This window comes from Enterobacter sp. 04-C-12-SI-ECC (assembly GCF_047530715.1).
In the GTDB taxonomy this organism is placed as follows: Bacteria; Pseudomonadota; Gammaproteobacteria; order Enterobacterales; family Enterobacteriaceae; genus Enterobacter; species Enterobacter bugandensis.
In genome coordinates this window covers 244154-264053 of sequence record NZ_JBLKDI010000002.1, presented here as the reverse complement: position 1 = coordinate 264053, position 19900 = coordinate 244154, and the positions used below count along the sequence as shown (strand labels likewise).

The 19900-nt window shown below is 49.2% G+C and carries 17 protein-coding genes and 1 riboswitch; of the genes, 7 read left to right on the top strand and 10 right to left on the bottom strand.

Annotated features, from left to right (window positions below; genetic code table 11):
- Positions 1-84: 84 nt before the first annotated feature.
- Positions 85-564 carry a GNAT family N-acetyltransferase gene (locus ACMWL8_RS04490; RefSeq protein WP_045259769.1) on the bottom strand — a complete coding sequence of 160 codons (480 nt, stop codon included), beginning with the start codon at positions 562-564 and terminating at the stop codon, positions 85-87.
- Positions 515-847: an RcnB family protein gene (locus ACMWL8_RS04485; protein WP_008500887.1), complete on the bottom strand. Its 333-nt coding sequence runs from the start codon at positions 845-847 to the stop codon at positions 515-517. The genes ACMWL8_RS04490 and ACMWL8_RS04485 overlap by 50 nt, the downstream gene beginning before the upstream one ends.
- 474 nt (positions 848-1321) lie before the next feature.
- Here ACMWL8_RS04485 and ACMWL8_RS04480 point away from each other — a divergent pair, with 474 nt between their 5' ends.
- From ACMWL8_RS04480 to ACMWL8_RS04465, 4 genes are all read left to right on the top strand, one after another.
- The gene (locus ACMWL8_RS04480; RefSeq protein ID WP_045259747.1) at positions 1322-2461 is read left to right on the top strand and encodes a polysaccharide export protein; all 1140 of its coding nucleotides are present in this window, start codon (positions 1322-1324) and stop codon (positions 2459-2461) included.
- Positions 2461-2910: a protein-tyrosine-phosphatase gene (locus ACMWL8_RS04475; protein WP_045259748.1), complete on the top strand. Its 450-nt coding sequence runs from the start codon at positions 2461-2463 to the stop codon at positions 2908-2910. Before ACMWL8_RS04480 ends, ACMWL8_RS04475 begins: the two co-directional genes overlap by 1 nt.
- Positions 2910-5084 carry a polysaccharide biosynthesis tyrosine autokinase gene (locus ACMWL8_RS04470; protein ID WP_045259749.1) on the top strand — a complete coding sequence of 725 codons (2175 nt, stop codon included), beginning with the start codon at positions 2910-2912 and terminating at the stop codon, positions 5082-5084. Before ACMWL8_RS04475 ends, ACMWL8_RS04470 begins: the two co-directional genes overlap by 1 nt.
- A gap of 75 nt (positions 5085-5159) precedes the next feature.
- Positions 5160-5675 carry a protein disulfide oxidoreductase gene (locus tag ACMWL8_RS04465; protein ID WP_045259750.1) on the top strand — a complete coding sequence of 172 codons (516 nt, stop codon included), beginning with the start codon at positions 5160-5162 and terminating at the stop codon, positions 5673-5675.
- A gap of 36 nt (positions 5676-5711) precedes the next feature.
- Here the strand turns inward: ACMWL8_RS04465 and ACMWL8_RS04460 are convergent, their stop codons facing one another.
- The 3 genes from ACMWL8_RS04460 to ACMWL8_RS04450 form a co-directional block, all read right to left on the bottom strand.
- Complete coding sequence (locus tag ACMWL8_RS04460) at positions 5712-7178, bottom strand: pyridoxal phosphate-dependent decarboxylase family protein (RefSeq protein WP_045259751.1); 1467 nt, start codon at positions 7176-7178, stop codon at positions 5712-5714.
- Between the two features lie 18 nt (positions 7179-7196).
- Positions 7197-8573 carry a diaminobutyrate--2-oxoglutarate transaminase gene (locus ACMWL8_RS04455; protein WP_014884533.1) on the bottom strand — a complete coding sequence of 459 codons (1377 nt, stop codon included), beginning with the start codon at positions 8571-8573 and terminating at the stop codon, positions 7197-7199.
- Between the two features lie 343 nt (positions 8574-8916).
- Positions 8917-9924 (bottom strand): LacI family DNA-binding transcriptional regulator, encoded by a 1008-nt coding sequence (locus tag ACMWL8_RS04450; RefSeq protein WP_045259752.1) that lies wholly within the window; start codon positions 9922-9924, stop codon positions 8917-8919.
- Between the two features lie 237 nt (positions 9925-10161).
- Between ACMWL8_RS04450 and ACMWL8_RS04445 the strand changes: the two genes are divergently transcribed.
- Positions 10162-11403, top strand: coding sequence for an MFS transporter (locus ACMWL8_RS04445; RefSeq protein WP_045259753.1), 1242 nt, complete (start codon positions 10162-10164; stop codon positions 11401-11403).
- A gap of 17 nt (positions 11404-11420) precedes the next feature.
- Complete coding sequence (locus ACMWL8_RS04440) at positions 11421-12854, top strand: glycoside hydrolase family 32 protein (protein WP_241277001.1); 1434 nt, start codon at positions 11421-11423, stop codon at positions 12852-12854.
- 48 nt (positions 12855-12902) lie between these two features.
- Here the strand turns inward: ACMWL8_RS04440 and ACMWL8_RS04435 are convergent, their stop codons facing one another.
- From ACMWL8_RS04435 to ACMWL8_RS04420, 4 genes are all read right to left on the bottom strand, one after another.
- Positions 12903-13373: a hypothetical protein gene (locus tag ACMWL8_RS04435; protein ID WP_045259755.1), complete on the bottom strand. Its 471-nt coding sequence runs from the start codon at positions 13371-13373 to the stop codon at positions 12903-12905.
- Between the two features lie 159 nt (positions 13374-13532).
- On the bottom strand, positions 13533-14603 hold the full coding sequence (locus ACMWL8_RS04430) for a YadA C-terminal domain-containing protein (RefSeq protein ID WP_235428240.1): 1071 nt from the start codon (positions 14601-14603) through the stop codon (positions 13533-13535).
- A 583-nt stretch (positions 14604-15186) separates the two neighbouring features.
- Positions 15187-15687, bottom strand: a complete 501-nt coding sequence (locus ACMWL8_RS04425; protein ID WP_045259756.1) for a YrhA family protein — start codon at positions 15685-15687, stop codon at positions 15187-15189.
- A gap of 15 nt (positions 15688-15702) precedes the next feature.
- A complete protein-coding gene (locus ACMWL8_RS04420) occupies positions 15703-16848 on the bottom strand; it encodes a hypothetical protein (protein ID WP_072049667.1) in 1146 nt (381 codons plus the stop codon).
- Between the two features lie 387 nt (positions 16849-17235).
- Positions 17236-17332: riboswitch (TPP riboswitch) on the top strand.
- A 67-nt stretch (positions 17333-17399) separates the two neighbouring features.
- Here ACMWL8_RS04420 and ACMWL8_RS04415 point away from each other — a divergent pair.
- Entirely contained in the window at positions 17400-18755 is a 1356-nt protein-coding gene (locus ACMWL8_RS04415) for a tyrosine-type recombinase/integrase (protein ID WP_063132318.1), read from the top strand.
- Between the two features lie 91 nt (positions 18756-18846).
- Here ACMWL8_RS04415 and ACMWL8_RS04410 read toward each other — a convergent pair whose 3' ends face one another.
- Entirely contained in the window at positions 18847-19869 is a 1023-nt protein-coding gene (locus ACMWL8_RS04410) for a DUF4062 domain-containing protein (protein ID WP_047719266.1), read from the bottom strand.
- Positions 19870-19900 lie beyond the last annotated feature (31 nt).

Sequence of the window (19900 nt, the reverse complement as noted above, 5' to 3'; positions counted from 1 at the left end):
GCTGGATTGCCGGGTGGCGGCTTCGCCTTACCCGGCCTACGAAATACGATTTTGTAGGTCAGGTAAGCGAAGCGCCACCTGACTTTACCCAAGCCGGTAATGCATAAGATAGTATTCTCCCTCAGGAGAATTCCCCGTCGCCTCAATGTGCCAGCCGTGCCGCTGGTAAAACGTAATAGCCCGCGCATTCTTCACCAGACACTTGAGTGAGCCCGTGCTGGTAAACGTCTTCTGTACGTGCTCAAGCAACACATGTCCGACGCCCAGGCTCTGATACTGCGGGTCGACAAACAGGTTGTGCAGAAAATTATCGTTCGTCCAGACTGAGGCGAAGCCAAGTCGGTGCCCATCCTGCTCCGCCACCCAAATCTCTTCGTCCAGGGTTGCCGCGTCAAAATCTTCAAGCTGCCAAGCAGAACTGTCCAGCCACGGCCAGGCTTCACGCCGGGCGTGGAGGTAGAGCGTACGCAGGAAAGGGCGGTCGCTCTCCTGCCACGGACGGATTACGATCGTATCAGCGATGATAGAAAATATCTCCATTGTAGGCTTTGTAGATTTTGCCATCTGCATCGCCAATCAGGACGTAGTTTTCGCCCATGTAGGTCCAGTGGGTACCGGCATCCGGTGCCGGAAGGTTACGCAGCTGGTACTGTTTAATGGTGTACTCCGGCGTTTGATACTGCGCCGGTGCCGTATCGCCGATTTTAAACTTCGTGAAATCGGCGATGAACTCTTGTTCTTCATAGGCCTTGATGCCCGATGGCGCAGCGGCGGTTTGCGGGGCAGAGAACGCGGAGCCCGCCAGAGACAGTAATACACCCAGAAGCAGCAATTTACGCTTAGCCATTTTTTCTCCAGTGATATTGTTGCAGATACTTTCGTCTGCAGGGCACACAGCACAAGACAGACGGTCTATTTTAAGTATCAAAGCATGATGCGTTTGATAAAAAATGTAACAAAAGTGGAGGGGTTTGGGTAGTCGATAACGGTGATGCTCATCATTGCGGTGAATGTTGATTGTGCGGGATATTTGTTATTTTTATTATTTTATTAATCTATTCTGAAAATAAGTTTCTACGTCAAAATTGCACCGTTAAGCGAATGCTTTTGCAAGGGATAACATTTAATATCGCGGCGCATAAAGTATTATTACTCTCCGTTTTCTTGCGCAATTGTGCGCTGTTTTTTTAACTTTTTAAACAACAGCGAACGTGTGTTTTGCAGTATCGCGGGGAAATAATAAATAACTATATTTCAAGGTCTTGCTTGCTTTTTTGTGAGTTAACTACCCAGCGCAACGATAAATCAACATTTTATATAAATGAAAAATACAACTGCTCTTTTACTGTCCTTTCTGACGCTCAGCCAGCTAACAGGATGTGTATTTTCACCAGGCCAAAACTTAAGTCTTTCCGGGAAAAAAGTCACTACCGGTGAAGAAATTAACGATCCGCTGGACAAACGCGTGGAAGTTTTTCCTTTAACCCCAGGATTGATTGAAAAACTGCGCCCACCCGTTTCTAAATCTCAGGCAAATCCTAATCTGGATGAGCAGCTCAAAAACTGGGAATACCGCATTGGCTCTGGGGACATTTTGACGGTCACCGTCTGGGATCACCCTGAACTCACGACACCCGCAGGGCAGTACCGTAGCGCGAGCGACGCGGGCAACTGGGTTAACGCCGATGGTACGCTTTTCTACCCCTACGTCGGCAAGCTGAAAGTAGCGGGCAAAACGGTTTCGCAGGTACGTGAGGAGATCACCGCGCGGCTGGATGAGGTCATTGAGAGCCCTCAGGTGGACGTCAGCGTTGCCTCCTTCCGTTCTCAAAAAGCCTATATCACCGGAGAGGTTGAGAAATCGGGCCAGCAGCCAATAACCAATATTCCATTGACGGTAATGGATGCGGTGAACGCCGCGGGCGGTCTCTCTGGGGATGCCGACTGGCGTAACGTCGTGCTCACGCATGATGGCCAGGACTCACGCCTTTCCCTCTATGCTCTGATGCAACATGGCGATTTAACCCAAAATAAGCTGCTTTATCCGGGCGATATCTTGTTTGTTCCCCGGAACGACGCGCTGAAAGTGTTTGTGATGGGCGAGGTGGTTAAACAGAGCACCCTTAAGATGGATCGTAGCGGCATGACGCTGGCCGAAGCCCTGGGGAATGCAGGCGGGCTTAACCAGAATATGGCCGATGCAACCGGGATTTTTGTTATTCGCCCGGTTTCACGAAAAGGCGAGAAAGACAAAATCGCCAACATCTATCAACTCAATGCGGAAGATGCCTCAGCCATGGTGCTGAGCACAGAATTCGAGCTGGAACCGTACGACATTGTCTATGTCACGACGGCACCGCTTTCACGCTGGAATCGTGTGATCGCCCAGCTGGTACCCACCATCAGTGGCGTACATGACCTGACCGAAACCGTCCGTTACATCAGGTCGTGGCCGCAATAATGTTCAATTCAATTCTCGTGGTTTGCACCGGCAATATTTGCCGTTCACCGATTGGTGAGCGGCTGTTGCGCCAGCAGCTACCCGACGCGCAGGTGACCTCGGCAGGCATTTTCGGGCTTGAAGGACGCCCGGCGGATGCGACTGCAAAGGCAGTCGCCTTATGTCATGGCGTTTCGCTGGAAGGTCACGTGGCGCGTAAGGTCACACGTTTTCTGTTACAAAAATCCGATTTGATTCTGGTGATGGAGCCAGAGCATCTCCGTTTTATTGCCTCAGTGGCGCCGGAGAATCGGGGGAAATCGCTGTTGTTTGGTCAGTGGCTGGAAACAAAGGACATTCCCGACCCGTATCGCAAAAGCCGGGAAGCCTTCGAATATGTTTTCGAGCAGTTAGGAAAAGCCAGTCAGGAATGGGCTCGTCGTTTGCGTCAACAAGGAATGAAGCAGTAATGTCGTCTCATAAATCAGACAAATTTGGTGCTGCGACACCGCATGATAATGAAATTGATCTCATTCAGCTGTTGGCTGAGATGTTTGATCATCGGGTAATGATAGCGTGCATCACGCTCCTGTTCACCGTATGCGCCGGGATCTATGCGTATAGCGTCACACCGATCTATCAGGCTGATGCCCTTGTGCAGATAGAAGCGAAGCAGGACAACTCGTTGCTCAAAAGCTTAAGCCAGTTTGGTACCGATCTTTCACCTGATGTTGCGCCCGAACTCTTGCTGCTCAAGTCGCGGATGATTCTGGGAGAGACCGTTGACAAGCTGGGGCTAACGTACAGCGTCAAACGGCGCATGCTGCCCGTCATTGGGCCGCTGCTGGAACGAGGGCGTAAAGCCGGTGAACTGACAATTGGTGCGCTTACCCTTCCTCTTCTGGAAGACAAGCCACAGGAACTTTTACTGACCGTGCAGGAGCAGGGCCGGTATCACCTCGAAGGAAAAACGCTTGAGGCTGATGGCGTTGTTGGGAAAACGCTGGTTAAAGGCGGAGTAACGCTGCTTGTCACCTCGCTCAGTGCGGCACCAGGCACCCGGTTTGCCCTCAAAACCGTCACAAAGCTTGAAGCAATAAACGCCCTTCAGCGCCGACTCATTGTTTCTGAGTCGGCGAAGCAGAGCGGAATTATCAGCTTAACGCTGACGGGCGAGGACCCTGACAAGATCGCCGTGGTGCTCAACACCATTGCTGAAAATTATCTCAGCCAGAATATTGCGCGCCAGGAAGCTAAAGATACCCGCAGCCTGACGTTTTTACAGGACCAATTACCTAAAATCAGGCGCGAACTGGATGAAGCCGAAGCACGACTGAACGCCTACAGAGAGCAGCGCGATTCTGTCGATCTATCCCTTGAGGCGAAGACGGTTCTCGATCAGGTTGTTAATGTGGAAAATCAGCTTAACGAGCTGACGTTCCGCGAAGCAGAAGTTTCTCAGCTTTTCAAAAAGGATCACCCAACCTACCGCGCCTTACGTGATAAAAAACAGACCCTAAAGCAGGAACGTACGCGCCTGAATAACCGCGTCTCATCCATGCCTTCTACCCAGCAGGAAATTTTGCGTTTAAGCCGTGACGTTGAGTCCGGGCGCACCATCTACCTGCAGCTGCTGACGCGTCAGCAGGAGCTGAATATCTCGCGCTCCAGCGCCATCGGAAACGTGCGGATCATTGACCCTGCAGTAACGCAGCCTGGACCCGTCAAACCGCACAAAGTGATTATCATTGTGCTCGGTATGCTGGTGGGATTGATGCTCTCTGCAGGGACGGTGTTGGTGCGCTCTGCGTTTAAACGGGGCATCACCTCGTCTGAACAGCTGGAAGCGCAGGGAATGCCTCTTCTGGCTACGCTCCCGCGTTCAGTGTGGCTATGGAAAAAAACGCATTTGCGCAAGAGGACGCTGTTTGCTTCCCACTGGAAGCACAGGACGTCAAACGTACCTTTCCTGCCCGTTGACCGACCGGCGGATATATTTGTCGAGGCGGTGCGCGGGTTACGCACCAGTCTGCATTTTACCATGATGAATGCCGTTAATCGGATAGTGGTGATTTCTGGTCCTTCGCAGGACTGCGGAAAGACTTTGGTGAGCACCTCGCTGGCGTCGATTGCCGCTCAGGCAGGTCAACGGGTACTGTTTATTGATGCGGACATGCGCAAGGGATATGTTCACAATATTTTCAAACTGAACAACCAGCATGGGTTGTCCAGCGTGCTGGGGGGAAGCATAGAGTGGCAGGATGCGATTCAACGCTTCGAGAAAGGTGGCTTTGATGTCTTGACCTGTGGATCTCAGCCTTCACATCCTGTCGAGCTGCTTATGAATGAGCGCTTCCAGACGGTAATGTCGCGAATAGACAAAGAGTACGACATCGTGATTGTCGACACGCCACCGGTGCTGGCCGTGACTGATGCGCTACTCGTCGCCAGAGCCGCGGCAACCACGTTGCTGGTTGCCCGTTTCGGTAAAACCAGCGTCAAAGAGATCGAAAACTGCCGGAAGCGTCTGCAGCAGATGGGCGTCCAGGTTGAAGGCGCGATTCTCAATGATATTGTGAAATCCGCTGCGTTCTATTACCACTCGGGTTATAGCCATTACAACTACGGCTATACCCCGGAATAAAGTGACGCGACACTTCTTTACAGCATGACGCCGAATAGCCCGCTAAGATGACCTCCGTTAAATCGAGAGGTCATAATGGATAACCGTAAATTGAGTCGCCTGCGCCGCTGGGCGCGGGAAGGGATCATACTCATTCTGCTTACGCTGGCGGTCATGTGGGGCGTGGATCAATACCGAAAGCCGTCATTACCCGCCAGCTTTAGCGCAACGCCTATGCAGAGTATCGACGGTAACATTCACGATATCGCGGCGCTCAGCAAGGAGCGCCCCCTGCTGATTTACGTCTGGGCAACCTGGTGTAGCATCTGTCGTTATACGACACCTGCGGTCGATAAGCTGGCAAAAGAGGGCGGTAACGTCGTGAGCATTGCCATGCGCTCCGGTGACGATGCAAAGCTCGCTCGCTGGGCTGAAAAGAAAAACCTGAGTATGCCGGTGATTAACGATGCAAACGGCGCCGTGTCGCAACAGTGGCAGGTGAGCGTAACGCCGACGCTGGTGATTGTGTCAAAGGGGAAAGTAGTCAGTACCACAACGGGCTGGACGAGCTACTGGGGATTGAAAATCAGAATGTGGTGGGCAGGCGTATAAAGATAACCCCTCTTCCGACGGAAGAGGGGTTTTGTATTACTTCGCGAGAACTTCCTGCGCGGTGCGCTCAACCAGCGACAGCAGGATTTTGATATCTTCCAGCGTCACGGTTGGGTTCAGCAGAGTCAGCTTCAGGCAGGTGATGCCGTTATGCTCGGTCACACCGACGTTTGCACGGCCGGATTCCAGCAGCGCATCACCAATTTTCTGGTTCAGCAGGGCGATGCCCGCGTCGTCCATCTGCACCTGGCCACGGAAGCGGAACAGCACGCTTGCCAGCTGTGGCTGCATAACCAGTTCCAGAGCAGGCTGCTCTTTCACGTAGGCTGCAACCTGCTGCGCCAGCGTTACGCCGTGATCGATGATCGCCGCGTATTGCTCCTGACCCAGCGCTTCCAGGCTCATCCACAGCTTCAGCGCGTCGAAACGACGGGTGGTCTGCAGAGATTTGGACACCAGGTTAGGCACGCCCGCTTCTTCGTCGAACTCAGAGTTCAGGTAGGCCGCCTGATAGCGCATAAGCTCATAGTGACGCGCTTCTTTCAGCAGGAACGCGCCGCAGCTGATGGTCTGGAAGAACTGCTTGTGGAAGTCCAGGGTGACGGAATCCACCAGCTTGATGCCGTCCAGGTAGTGACGATACTGATCGGACATCAGCAGCGCGCCGCCCCAGGCCGCGTCAACGTGTACCCAGATGTTCTGCTTCGCCGCCAGTTCAGCAATGGCACGCAGCGGATCGATAGCACCGGCATCGGTAGTACCTGCCGTCGCGACGATGGCCAGAATCTGCTCCCCGTTCGCGTTGCACTGCTCGATTTTCGCCGCCAGATCGGTCAGATCCATGCGGGAGAACTCGTCGGTTTTCACCTGCACTACGGACTGATAGCCCAGGCCCATCAGCGCCATGTTTTTCTGCACGGAGAAGTGCGCGTTTTCGGAGCACAGCACGCGAATTTTGCGCAGATCGCCCACCAGACCGTCCTGCTGAACGGAGTGGCCCTGACGCGCGAAGAATGCGTCACGCGCCAGCATCAGACCCATCAGGTTGCTCTGGGTACCGCCGCTGGTGAAGACACCCGCGTCGCCAGCCTGATAACCCACGCGGGTACGCAGCCACTCGATCAGTTTGATCTCAATAATGGTTGCGGACGGGCTTTGATCCCAGGAGTCCATACTCTGGTTAGTGGCGTTGATCAGCACTTCCGCCGCCTGGCTTACCACCAGGCTTGGGCAGTGCAGGTGCGCCACACACTGCGGGTGATGAACGGACAAGCTGTCTTTCAGGAAGAATTCCACGGCGCGTTCAATCGCCGCTTCGTTGCCCAGCCCTTTCGGGGTGAAATCCAGCTTAATACGGTCGCGCAGCTCCGCGACCGTTTTGCCCTGGTACATCTCAGGCTGCTTCAGCCACTGCATCACAGCCTGAGTGCTTTGTTCAATCGCCTGCTGGTAAGCTTCAATGCTCTGCGCAGAGGAGAACAAAATTGGGTTTGAATCTGACATCGTAATCAACTACTCCGGTTACGCCGGGCGAACGCCCGCAGCAAGCAGTGCCTGCTCGAATTTATCCAGGAAGATTTTCAGCTCTTCGTCGCTGATCAGCAGGGAAGGCAGCAGGCGCAGAACGATACCGTTACGACCACCACGCTCCAGAATCAGACCGGCTTCAAAGCACTTCTTCTGAATCAGCGCAGACAGCTCGCCGTCGCCAGGGAAGCAGCCCATATGGTCAGCAGCTTCGTGTGGCTTAACGATCTCGATACCGATCATCATGCCCAGACCGCGCACGTGACCGATGACCGGATAACGTTTTGCCATCTCTTTCAGCTGGCCTTTCAGCCATTCGCCCTGTGCAGCCACTTTGCCCGCGATGTTCTGGTCTTTCAGGATCTTCAGCGTCGTCAGGCCGGTTGCCATTGCCAGCTGGTTGCCGCGGAAAGTACCGGTGTGGTGGCCTGGCGCCCATGCGTCGAACTGCTTTTTGATACCGAGCACGGCCAGCGGCAGACCGCCACCAACCGCTTTAGACATCACGATGATGTCTGGCTCGATGCCCGCGTGTTCGAAGGCGAAGAATTTACCGGTACGGGCAAAGCCAGCCTGAACTTCGTCGAGGATCAGCAGAATGCCGTGTTCCTGAGTCACTTTACGAATGCGCTGCAACCACTCAGCCGGAGCCGGGTTCACGCCGCCTTCGCCCTGAACGGCTTCCAGGATCACCGCGGCAGGCTTACGCACGCCGCTTTCAACGTCGTTGATCAGATTGTCGAAGTAGTAAGTCAGCGCTTTCACGCCCGCTTCACCACCGATACCCAGCGGGCAGCGGTACTCGTGCGGGTAAGGCATGAACTGCACTTCTGGCATCATACCGTCAACCGCTTCTTTCGGAGACAGGTTGCCGGTCACGGACAGTGCGCCGTGGGTCATGCCGTGGTAACCACCAGAGAAGCTGATGATACCGCTACGGCCGGTCACTTTTTTCGCCAGCTTCAGCGCCGCTTCAACGGCGTCGGCACCGGATGGACCGGTGAACTGCAGGCAGTACTCTTTGCCCTGACCAGGCAGCAGAGAGAGCAGATATTCAGAAAACGCGTCTTTCAGAGGCGTAGTCAGATCCAGAGTGTGTAACGGCAAGCCGCTGGTAATGACATTTTGGATGCTTTTCAGCACATCAGGATGGTTATGGCCAAGCGCAAGGGTCCCTGCGCCTGCTAAACAGTCAAGGTATTCTTTATTATCTGCATCGGTGATCCACACGCCTTCTGCTTTAGTAATCGCTAAAGGCAGTTTGCGCGGATAACTCCTGACGTTAGATTCAAACTCGGCCTGACGGGCCAGATAGGTTTCGTTGCTTTTGTGGGCATCTACGGTGTCAATACGGACTTTATCCGTCATCATATCACTCCTACAACCGCCGCTTCGCTATGAGCCACGATTGAATAAAAAGTTAAAAAACAGATGGGGCCTGAAAAAAACGCCGCCAATATAGAGCCTTTTGTCACGGGGCTCAATGGTTAATTTGTTTACTGTTTTGTGACATGGAGCACAGGAGAGGCAATATCACCATTTTCAAAAAGATAATTGCACTTTATTGGTAATAGAAACAATTACTTATTCGGCGTTTGTTTGGGTTGTTAAATGACAGAAAAGAGTGTGACAAATCGTGCCATTGGCTGACAAAAGAAGGGGGTATGCTGCCTTCATACCCCCTTATTTTTCCATCAACGACAAAAAGCGGTAGTCACATGGCGCGCGCAATGGAATCACGCATTAAAAATGGACTTTCAACGCGCGTCGTTTCCCGGTGTTGTTCACCGTTAATAATGTGCAGGGCGCTCAGGCGACCAATTTCGTAGTGGGGCAACTGAACCGTTGAAAGAGGCGGCAAAAACAGCTCGCCAATGCCCACCATATTGTCATAGCCGATAACCGCGACATCTTCAGGGATGCGAAGCCCTTGCGCCAGCAGCGTCTGGTACACCATAAACGCGATACGATCGTTACCGCAGATAACGGAATCAAACCGCGGGATGCCGTTCCGGATACGCGCCAGCAATGCGGTCGGAATATCACGATAATGCTCATCCCCGTGCGCCATATACTCATGCTCCAGGCTGTCCGGGTCGATTCCGGCTTCACGGCAGGCGCGTTCAAGCCCCTGACGGCGTCGGGTTGTGGCCAGATGGCCCACAGGTAAATGCAGACACAGGGGCTGCCGATAGCCTTCTGCGAGTAATGCCCTGACGGCGGCGTACTGCCCCTGTTCATCATCCGGGATATAGCTGGCGACCTTTTCACCGACACTCTCACAGTTGGCCAGCACGCAGGGGAGGGTGAGCAGCTTGGCAGGAAGAGGAACCTGACGTAACCCCATCGTGGTGTAGATAATCCCGTCTGGCCGGTGGGAGAGCAGGAGATCGACAATGGCATCCGGATTGTCGTCAGCAAACATATTCATGACGAAGCTATTCCAGCCGTGCATCCTGGCCGTCTCTTCAATGGACAGCGTAATCTCCACCGAAAAAGGTGTCGTGACCGTATCGAGCGCCAGCACGCCTATGGTTTTAGGCGAAGCATTCGCGCCGCGTATTTTCTTGGCGGACAGATCGGGAACGTAGCTGGTTTGCTCGATAGCCCACTGTACGCGCGCCAGCGTTTCCGGTTTAAGCCGCTCCGGGCTGTTAAGCGCGCGGGAAACCGTCATCAGCGATACGTTAGCCAGCTTTGCGACGTCCTTTAGGGAAGCCATTTTCTTACTCCGTTAATGCTCTGTGAGAGGGTATACAACTAAGTCGCTGATGTAAAAGGAAGGCTGATGACCAGGTTAAGTCATGCTTACCTCAGTTATGAATTTATGATCGCGATCTCACTTCCTTAATGTTAACGTTAACTTTCGTGATTAACATCTTAAATCTTCATCAGGCAGCATGAGAAAGCATGGATGTTAACGTTACCATTGGGGTCATTACTCCAACACGAGAATGCCATGATGAAAACGCATCACTCTCACAGCTATCCCTTACTGAGCGCATTACTGTTTTTCTTTTTTGTCACCTGGTCATCTTCTGGCTCGTTGCTCTCTATCTGGCTCCACCAGGAAGTGGGGTTAAAAGCGGGGGATACGGGCGTTATCTATGCCGTGCTTTCCGTCTCCGCGCTGTTTGCTCAAATCTGCTATGGATTTATTCAGGACAAACTCGGCCTGCGCAAAAACCTGCTCTGGTTTCTGACCAGTCTGCTTATTCTTTCCGGTCCGGCCTTTTTGCTGTTTGGCTATCTACTGCAAATTAACGTGTTGCTGGGCAGTATTTTCGGCGGGATTTTTATTGGCCTGACGTTTAACGGTGGGATTGGGGTGCTGGAATCCTATACCGAACGCGTGGCCCGTCAGAGCCAGTTTGAGTTTGGCAAGGCGAGAATGTGGGGATCGCTTGGCTGGGCGGCGGCAACCTTTTTTGCGGGGCTCCTGTTTAACATCAATCCGAAGCTGAATTTCGCTGTCGCGAGCTGCGCCGGGCTGGTGTTTTTTGTTTTGCTCGCGCGCCTGCGGGTCTCTTCCGCACCGCACGCCATGCAGGAAGCGGTGTCCGGTGGCAAGGTGACGCTGGAAGACGCATTGCGCCTGCTGACGCTGCCGCGTTTCTGGGCGCTGGTGTTTTTCGTTATCGGCACCTGCATTTACGGCGTTTACGATCAGCAGTTCCCGGTCTATTTCTCATCACAGTTCCCGACGTTGCAGGAAGGGAACGCCATGTACGGCTATCTCAACTCCTTCCAGGTTTTCCTTGAGGCGGCGGGCATGTTTTGCGCCCCGTGGCTGGTGAACCGCCTCGGCGCGAAAAACGGCCTGATATTCGCGGGAATGGTGATGGCAATGCGTATGGTGGCATCCGGTCTGGTTGAGGGGCCGGTGCTCATCTCCATTACCAAGCTGCTGCACGCGGTAGAACTGCCCGTATTGCTGGTCTCGGTATTTAAATACAACAGCTTACATTTTGATAAGCGGCTCTCTTCCACGCTCTATCTGGTGGGCTTTGCCTGTACAAGCTCGGTGATTGCGTCTGTGCTGTCGCCGCTGGCGGGTTACAGCTATGAGAAATACGGCTTTGCCCAATCCTATCTCATTATGGGGCTGTTAGTGTTCAGCACCACGCTTATCTCCATCTTCCTGTTGCGCTCGGGTAAGTCTTCTTCTGACCCGCTCATGCCGCAACCCTCCACTATCTGACTGAAAAGAGTAAACAAATGATGTATTCCATTGCCAAAGCTGAACAATCATTACAGGCCAAACGCGGCGATCTTAACCTGCGCTGGTATCCGCGTTACCACCTCGCCGCGCGGGCCGGCTGGATGAACGACCCGAATGGTCTGGTGTGGTTTGACGGCTGGTATCACGCGTTTTACCAGCATCATCCGTACTCGACCCAGTGGGGGCCGATGCACTGGGGCCATGCGCGCAGCAAGGATTTAGTTCGCTGGGAACACCTCCCGGTGGCGCTGGCACCGGAAGGGCCAGAGGATAAGGACGGCTGTTTTTCCGGCTCGGCGGTGGTGGATGGCGATACGCTGGCGCTGATTTATACCGGTCACAAATTCCACGGCGATCCGGATGACGAGGCTAACCTTTACCAGGTGCAGTGCCTGGCAACCAGCCGTGATGGCGTCCATTTTACGCGGCAAGGAACGATCGTTGACACGCCGCCTGGGCTGCATCACTTTCGCGATCCAAAAGTGTGGCGGGAAGGGGAGCGCTGGTACATGGTTGTCGGCGCGCGGGATGGCGAGACGGGCCAGGTGCGCGTTTACCGTTCTGACGACCTGCGCGAATGGCAGGATATGGGCGTGCTTGCGGTGGCTGAAAAAGAGATGGGTTATATGTGGGAATGCCCTGACTTTTTCACTCTCAACGGCAAACGCGTGCTGATGTTTTCACCCCAGGGGCTGGCTGCGGAGGGATTCAAAAATCGCAATCTTTTCCAGAGCGGTTACCTGCTGGGGGAGTGGCAGCCCGGCCAACCTTTCGCGCGTGAAGGTGAGTTTGTGGAGATGGATAGCGGGCATGATTTCTATGCGCCGCAAAGCTTCCTGACGCCTGACGGCCGCCGCATCGTTATCGGCTGGCTGGACATGTGGGAATCTCCCCTTCCGGAACAGCAGGACGGGTGGGCTGGCATGCTCTCTTTACCGCGCGAACTGACGCTAAGCGCGGATAACCGCCTGCAGATGCGGCCGGCCAGAGAAGTTGAAAGTCTTCGCGGGGCATGGTTTCCCTGGCCGGTGAGCACGCTCAACAATCAGCAGATCGTTCAGGTGGAAAGCTGCGATGCGATGGAGGTCATTCTGCAGTGGGACTGTGCTAACAGCAGCGCGGAGCAGTACGGCATTCGTCTTGGCGACGGATTCCGTCTCTACGTTGATGCGCAGATGCAGCGCCTGGTGCTGGAGCGTTATTATCCGCAGTATGGCCTGTGCGGTACCCGAAGCGTCGCGCTGAACCTGAACGACACGCTAAGCCTGCGCCTGTTCGCTGACAGCTCGTCAGTGGAAGTGTTTGTCAATGAAGGGGAGGCGTGCCTGAGCAGCCGCATTTATCCTGATGAAGGGGCGCGCGAACTGGTAATGTTTGCCTGGACGGGAACCGCATCGCTTATTGATGCCGGGGCGTGGCAGCTAGAGTAATACGTTAAGGCCTGCAAATTAAAAAGGCGACAGGTGTCGCCTCTGTTTCTATTTAATCTTTGTTGCGTAGCCTTCAAACTTTCCTTCTTTACTCACCGCTAATTTGCCTTTAGCAGGATAGTAAATGAAGGTGTATAGCCCTTGTGAATAAACTTTTGCCTGAGGCTCATTTTCATCCAGCGCGCCCAATACGCCATCGACATCCAGGATCTCGCCTTTAATTGTGATCTTCATTCCTTCCCATTTAAAGGCGTGTACCGCTTTGGCCGCCTGAGCATGTTGTTTCACGTCTTTTTTAGCCCAGATACCCGTACCCGCTGCGGCATCACGCGCGTTCGCCCATGCTGCATTTTGTGCGGCTTCATTATAAGCATTCTGGCGATTTTGCTCAGCCAGGTAGCAGGTATCTTTGCTAATGCCCTGGCGCTCACATTCGGCCATGCGCTGAGCAGTTGAAGTACACGCAGAAAGCAGGATGGCAGCGCCAGCTATTAATACCGCTAAGAGTGACTTTATCATTACGATAATACCTTTGATGAAAAATATTCTATAGAAGAAGGTTTAATAGCCGCAAATATAATAAGCCTGATACATAATACCTAACCATGCGCCAACGATAATAAGCATCAGGTACACTATTACAGAGATAACAATGTATTTTGTCATACTGGTTATTTATTAAAAGCCAATCCCTACGCCGACTGAAGCCCCCATATTATTTGCTGTGTCATCAGAGAAGCTCACTTTACCAACCATATGTTCGTTAAAGTTAACCGACGCCCCAACCGCTAACGCGCTTTCACCGTTGTAAGTCGCACCGCCAGCCGAGAACATCACGTGCTGATTTGTTTGCACCTGAGGTAAACCGGCCATCGCCATCGCGCCGCTGATACCTGCGTTTGCTTCTTTCTTGTTATTATCGACTTCCTCACGCAGCGATTTAAATTGCTGGTTAGTGTTGTTATTCAGAGCCTGTAATGTCTGTTTGGTCGCCTGCAGCTCCTTAGCCTCGGCCGTAACCGCCTGACTATTAGTAGCGACTTTAGCCTGTGTTGTAGTGTCTACCTGCGTGCGTGTCACAGTGGTCATCACGCCATTTTTTCCATCTTTGCCGTCTTTACCATTCGCTCCGTCACGTCCGTTAGTTCCGGCAACGCCCTGTGCGCCGGTATCGCCTTTCTCACCCTTAGCGCCGTCTTTTCCATCAACGCCGTTAGTTGGTTTTGGTGCATTCTCAAGAGTTAACAGGCGGCCATCTTGTATACCGTTAGTAGCTTCAACAGTTGCAAGGCGGCTATCCTGGACAGCGTTAACAGTTTCAATATTAGTAATTGCAGTTCCGTTAGTCAGCACGCCCTGTAATGCCGCATCACCTTTTTTATTAGCGGTCTCAGCAAGAGCGCCTGCTAATTTAGCTTCATGATCGACATCAGAGACAGAAGCCTGAAGAGAGGAAATATTATTGGCGTTAGTGCTGATATTACCATTACTTGCGTCAATCTCGTTTTGCATCCGCTCACGATCGCCTTGTAAGTTATAGATCTGCACGTCTTGTTTTACATTTTCAGCTTTCATATTATCCAGATTGTAAGCGGTATTGTCAGTCCCCTGAACCTGAATAAAAGAACCTGAATTGAATACGTTATCGTTAAGGTTTACGTTTACATCAGCTGCTTGAGTTACGTTCATAGAGCCAGTGAAAATAACACCAAATACAAAAGCAGTAACGGCATTTTTAACAACTTTCATTTGTAAAACACTCATCATTTAAAAAGTAAAAATGGGCAAGGCAGGCTATCCTGGCTTGTTGATGTAACGTCTGGTTACGCCTGATTAAAATAACGGAGTTACGTTAAATTTTGAATAAATCACTTAATTCGTAACGTGCAGTAACTATCAGTTAATGCGAGCTTTTGGATATTGATCTAAATCATAAATAGCATCTATAGCTAATCAGGTCTGCTGTGATAGAAATGGCATTATCCCAATAAATACAGATAGATATAGATCAGTAGAGATTTGAAGTGAAAAAAGTATTAAACACGAATCAATAAGAAGCACTTAAGTGTTATGGCCGAAAATGATGCAGAATGTGTAAAATAGTTAATTCAAATTTATAGATTTTTCTACATTCTTTATTATCGAATCCTTCTTGTCTTTTGAATGAAAGTTATGTTGAAACTGTCATGAGTGCTTTAGATGCAGGCGAAAAATATTTGTGTTGAAAATTTATTCAAGTATGTATCTAACGTTGATTGCTATAACTTAGTAAGAGGATTGTTATACAAAAGGGAGTGTTTAGAGAGGGGGCATGATCACCCCCATTTACAGGCTATGCTACAGTATCAAGGATCTCTCTTAAAAAATCAGTGAAACTGTCAAATGAACCAAAAACATTTTCTGTACCAACTTTATCTCTAATTTCAAAGAGATTAGATTTAGTATCATAAGTGAATAAAGAAATACTATCTTCCCCGATCACTAATCTTTGAGCAAGATCAGGGTTAATATAATCATCATTATCTCTGTAGAAATCATTAATAACAAATAAATTTCTAACTAATGGTTCAGGTATGGAAAGACTGAATAGGATTAATCCGTTATATTCAAATCCATCCATTGTTTCTAAGAATGTAACATAATCAGGCTGATTTACAAATAATAGACAAACTTCATCACCCAATTTTTCAAGCATTGGGTTTAAACTAGAAATTGATTTCCTCTTAGTTATGCTCTCAATGTATTGTTCTGTAATAGGATTTTCTATTGGATATTTCCAATCGGTCATTTTGATTTTTAAATCATTCAGGATTTCACTAATATTTGTACTCATTTTAATTCCTGACAATTAATTTATCGGATAAATTGAACCAGTAGGCATAGCCCACGGAGTTATCTTACTTTCACCTGCTATCATATCTCTTGTTACGGATGATTGCATATTGGTAAACACTTTATGGAATGGTTCATTTTCAATCAATGACAGGTTTTCAAAAGCGTTAGTACCGCCATCATCTAATGGTAATTTGTGGTGAACGCTCCAACCACCAGGGACACCACCTTCTGACATACGCAATAAATCTGATGGATTAAATTTGTTTGCAGCTTCCGGTGTACCAGCAATGTCTTTAAGGAAATTTTTTCTGATAGAACTATTAAACTCTCTTCTTAATACTGCTGTTTCGGCTGGATCACGTCTGACATAGTTAATTTGCTTAATTTCTAATCCATCAAGCAACTTAGTTTCTCCTCTCAACTTTCCTAAGTAACTATTCATTTCTTCATACAATTGAGAATTAGGTCTTTTAGCCATTAAAATAGAGGCTGCTGCTATTAATGTACCTGCTGTTTGTTCATTTAATACCTGGTCATAACCCTGTATAGCTTCACCGCCTAATTGTTCTGCAGTTTTTCTGAACCCTTCAATGTTTCCATTATAAACCCCGCCAGCGGCCAATAAACGTCCTGCTGCTTTGCTATTGATGGTTTTAGCTGATTGCGCATGTTGTATAGGGGCATCTGAATAATGAATTTTTTGTGTAGGCGCTGGTTTCCTTCCCTGATGATCATTTAAACACTTTTCATATGCTTCTTTTACTTCCATTTCAAACCATGAATGCCAATGTTCCATAAAGCAATCATAAACAAGATCACCCTTTTCATCAAAATAAAAGGGATGTTTGAAGTAATCCCATTTTTCAGTGGTGTCTATTCCGATAAGCCAGCCAGTATCTATATTATGCTGTGTATGATCATATGCACCATCGTACAGACCATTACGTTTACGGTCATATTTGGCTGAATGAGGATTTACAAACCCACTCTTTCTGTTTGGCATTTGATGGAGGCTAAAATAAGAATAGTTGTCAGAATCAAGATCGTAGTAGATTCTTGCTCTTTCAAAAGTGACTTTCGGTCTCAGTATGTATTGAAAATCTTCGGGTTTAAGTTCCCTTGCTGCATCCCATATCATGAACAATCTGAAATCGTGCATGTAGATCCCTCACAATGCAAAAGGTTTATATTATCAGAAGAAATTATATTATCAATTATTCCCATGATAGATAAATACCTTGGATGTATTCATAGTATTGATATAAATTGCAAGCTATGAGTAACAATAAGGGAATCTATTATCTACTTTTAAACATCTTTTGAAGTGTGGTTAGTTATTTTGTCTATTGGCTTATCTTTGGCTTGGATTCTATTTCGATGGTGCCAAAAGTAGTATTTATGTAATATAAGCTCAATAAAAATCTCTATTTATCTTCTGGCGGCAGAGTTGAATTTAATTGTAAATCGAAAATCCTTGCGCCTGATCCCTACCCCCGGTTACACTAAGCATCTACAATTTGTTTCTGTGTAACTGATTGTTTTATATTTATTTGACTCGGGGTGCCCTTCTTTGTTGAAGGCTGAGAAATACCCGTATTACCTGATCTGGATAATGCCAGCGTAGTCTGGCGATTATTCATTGAAAATAAAAAGAAATTTCTAGCTTTAACGTCCTGTTTTGATAGTTCATTACTCAATGAGGCTTTCAGAATGGGCCACAGAACCATACGTCATACCATCACACGCAACGGGATTTATTACGTTCGTTTCCGCTTGCCTGGTAATAAATATTTTCGCAAGTCGCTGGAGACTGACAGCCACACCCAGGCGCAGTTGCTCATGTCTTTTGCTTCTCCTGTAATTCCTCTGGTTCAACGTGGCACCATCCAACCGGATCACTTCGGTAAGCGTCTTTCTGAGTATGGCAATAGCCTGAAGCAGCAGAATGAACAATGGCTGGCACAACAATTTCTCAGTGAAGAACGGCGCAATCTTCAGCCGATAGTTGTTCAGGAATACCGCGAGCTTGTTGCGCCTTCAGAAGATGAGGAAGAACAAACAGAAGCACAGTCAAAGGATGTGTTAACACTTGCTGGCGCTTGGAATATGTACAAAAAGGAGAAAGCCCAAAACTGGACGAAGGCAATTTCACAAGCCAATGAGCGCTTTATGGAAGTCATGTTCATTGTTCTTGGTGCATCAACAGATGTAATGACGATCACCAAGCAGGACATCAAGCAGGCGATGGAAGTTGTTGAAAACTTGCCAAAGCGTGTTGTGCAGCCTTATCGGTCAATGACGGTTCAGCAACTGATCGAGTGTGATGATGTTCCTCCAGAAGATTTGGTTGGCGCTGAGTCTATCCACAAGCATTTGAAGATTTACAAATCGCTGTTTAAAACCTTCCTGACTGACAATAAAGATATTCTGGAGAAATCACCGACTGATGGTGTAGTCGCCGCACCGTCGAAAGCGAGGTTTGGAGCTTACAGTGCAGCAGAAATGAGAAAGTTTGTAGGGTGGGCGCTCAAGCAGCCTGATGGCTGGCAGAAATGGATCACTCTTTTGTTGGCGTATACGGGAGCCAGAAGAGGGGAGATCGCAAAATTAGAGAAGTCACAGATCAAATTTGATGAAGATAGCCAGCGGCACTATCTCCTGATCGCGGAAGGAGGGCAGGGTAAAACCGAGAACGCTACAAGGCAGGTGGCGATCCATCCCAAACTGATCGAGTGGGGGTTCCTCGATTTTGTAAATCGCCAATGGAAAGAGAAAATCTTCTCGCCTGTGTCGGGTAAGAACATGCCGAAGATCGGCAAAGTTTTAGCCGATGTCCGCGATCAACTTGGTATTCCGTACCTTGATGATTATGGGCAGCGGCGGCTAGTTCACAGTTTCCGGCATACCATGATTTCAACCTGTTTAGCTGGCTGGGTTGGTAATCTGGCACACCTGCAACAGGTGGTAGGCCATGAGAAAAGCGGCTCAGGGATCACTAGACGCTACCTACACACGTTCCCTTTATCAACGATCTGTTATGTGATTGATGGGTTGGGTTGGGAATAGCTGTTTATTAATAAAAGAAAAGCACTAGAAATATTTCCTTTAGTAAGTTTTGGGTATCATTCGCCCCGTAATGGGGCGAAATCAAAACTAGCTATTCGGAAGTGACTTGGCTTTGCTTTTTTATCGTTCTGGTTTTCAACATTTCAATCTGGCCAGCTTCGGTTAATGACCAGAAAGTATTCATGCTGCCATTGGTGGTTTTTAAATATTCAATTTTTATCAAACCATATGCCCTAAACTGCACTCCTATCGTTTTAAGGTCTTGAGAAGACACTTTTGCTGATGTGCCTCCCTTGTCTGCGACCTTTTGAGCGCTTTTGGCAATTGTGTATGATACGCTTGATTCAGTATAGTATTGAGTGAGATAGGGGGATATTGAGTGAAAAATATCCTTCCATTTCATTTTCACGGACCAGTGTTTTGTTCCACCGGGATCATACCCGATTCGAGGAAAGGTGGACTCACATCTAAATTCAAAATCATCATCAAAGTCAGCCAGATCCAGATCAAGTGTTTGACTAAGATTACTTGTGGCCTTGGCTAGTTCACTTTTTAACCATTCATTCTCTTTTTGTAAATCAACCATAGCACGTAAATCAGTTTCAGAAGACGTTAGGTTGGCTCTTACCCATCCGATTGCAGGATAAGTTTTCATCGTTTTACTCATACTTAAAGCAACCAACCCGGGTAAATCTTTGGCTGTTGCCCATGTTTTCCTGAGACGATTGGTTGAGGCCTTCTCTATGAATGCAGCTAGCTTCTCTCTGAGTTCAGAATCTTTTTCAGATTTGGCTAAAGGTAGATTTTCCGGATTCTCATGTACCAAAACAACGACGCGTAAACCTTTTGAAACTGCGTAATCAAATTCCTTTTCGGTGTAACTTAAACCATCTTCCGCGACAGAGCCATAACGACCACCAATGATCAGCAGATAATAATCACAGTCATCGATTACTTTTTTTATGAACTCCCATTGGCCTTCATCGATTGCTGGGAACAACTCCATGCCTGCTGGAATGCAATCCATTTCCATCAGAGTTTGTATGACGTGTTTTCGTTCTTCTTCTAAATCCGTAAAAGTTGAACTTACGAAAACCTGGTAACGTTTATCCATTTTTATCCCTTAAAAGAGGAAGGGGCATAAG

Bases quoted from the DNA above. Each gene is read 5' to 3' on its own strand.
- ACMWL8_RS04490 (WP_045259769.1), bottom strand. From the start codon at position 564: ATGGCAAAATCTACAAAGCCTACAATGGAGATATTTTCTATCATCGCT.
- ACMWL8_RS04485 (WP_008500887.1), bottom strand. From the start codon at position 847: ATGGCTAAGCGTAAATTGCTGCTTCTGGGTGTATTACTGTCTCTGGCG.
- ACMWL8_RS04480 (WP_045259747.1), top strand. From the start codon at position 1,322: ATGAAAAATACAACTGCTCTTTTACTGTCCTTTCTGACGCTCAGCCAG.
- ACMWL8_RS04475 (WP_045259748.1), top strand. From the start codon at position 2,461: ATGTTCAATTCAATTCTCGTGGTTTGCACCGGCAATATTTGCCGTTCA.
- ACMWL8_RS04470 (WP_045259749.1), top strand. From the start codon at position 2,910: ATGTCGTCTCATAAATCAGACAAATTTGGTGCTGCGACACCGCATGAT.
- ACMWL8_RS04465 (WP_045259750.1), top strand. From the start codon at position 5,160: ATGGATAACCGTAAATTGAGTCGCCTGCGCCGCTGGGCGCGGGAAGGG.
- ACMWL8_RS04460 (WP_045259751.1), bottom strand. From the start codon at position 7,178: ATGTCAGATTCAAACCCAATTTTGTTCTCCTCTGCGCAGAGCATTGAA.
- ACMWL8_RS04455 (WP_014884533.1), bottom strand. From the start codon at position 8,573: ATGATGACGGATAAAGTCCGTATTGACACCGTAGATGCCCACAAAAGC.
- ACMWL8_RS04450 (WP_045259752.1), bottom strand. From the start codon at position 9,924: ATGGCTTCCCTAAAGGACGTCGCAAAGCTGGCTAACGTATCGCTGATG.
- ACMWL8_RS04445 (WP_045259753.1), top strand. From the start codon at position 10,162: ATGATGAAAACGCATCACTCTCACAGCTATCCCTTACTGAGCGCATTA.
- ACMWL8_RS04440 (WP_241277001.1), top strand. From the start codon at position 11,421: ATGATGTATTCCATTGCCAAAGCTGAACAATCATTACAGGCCAAACGC.
- ACMWL8_RS04435 (WP_045259755.1), bottom strand. From the start codon at position 13,373: ATGATAAAGTCACTCTTAGCGGTATTAATAGCTGGCGCTGCCATCCTG.
- ACMWL8_RS04430 (WP_235428240.1), bottom strand. From the start codon at position 14,603: ATGAAAGTTGTTAAAAATGCCGTTACTGCTTTTGTATTTGGTGTTATT.
- ACMWL8_RS04425 (WP_045259756.1), bottom strand. From the start codon at position 15,687: ATGAGTACAAATATTAGTGAAATCCTGAATGATTTAAAAATCAAAATG.
- ACMWL8_RS04420 (WP_072049667.1), bottom strand. From the start codon at position 16,848: ATGCACGATTTCAGATTGTTCATGATATGGGATGCAGCAAGGGAACTT.
- ACMWL8_RS04415 (WP_063132318.1), top strand. From the start codon at position 17,400: ATGGGCCACAGAACCATACGTCATACCATCACACGCAACGGGATTTAT.
- ACMWL8_RS04410 (WP_047719266.1), bottom strand. From the start codon at position 19,869: ATGGATAAACGTTACCAGGTTTTCGTAAGTTCAACTTTTACGGATTTA.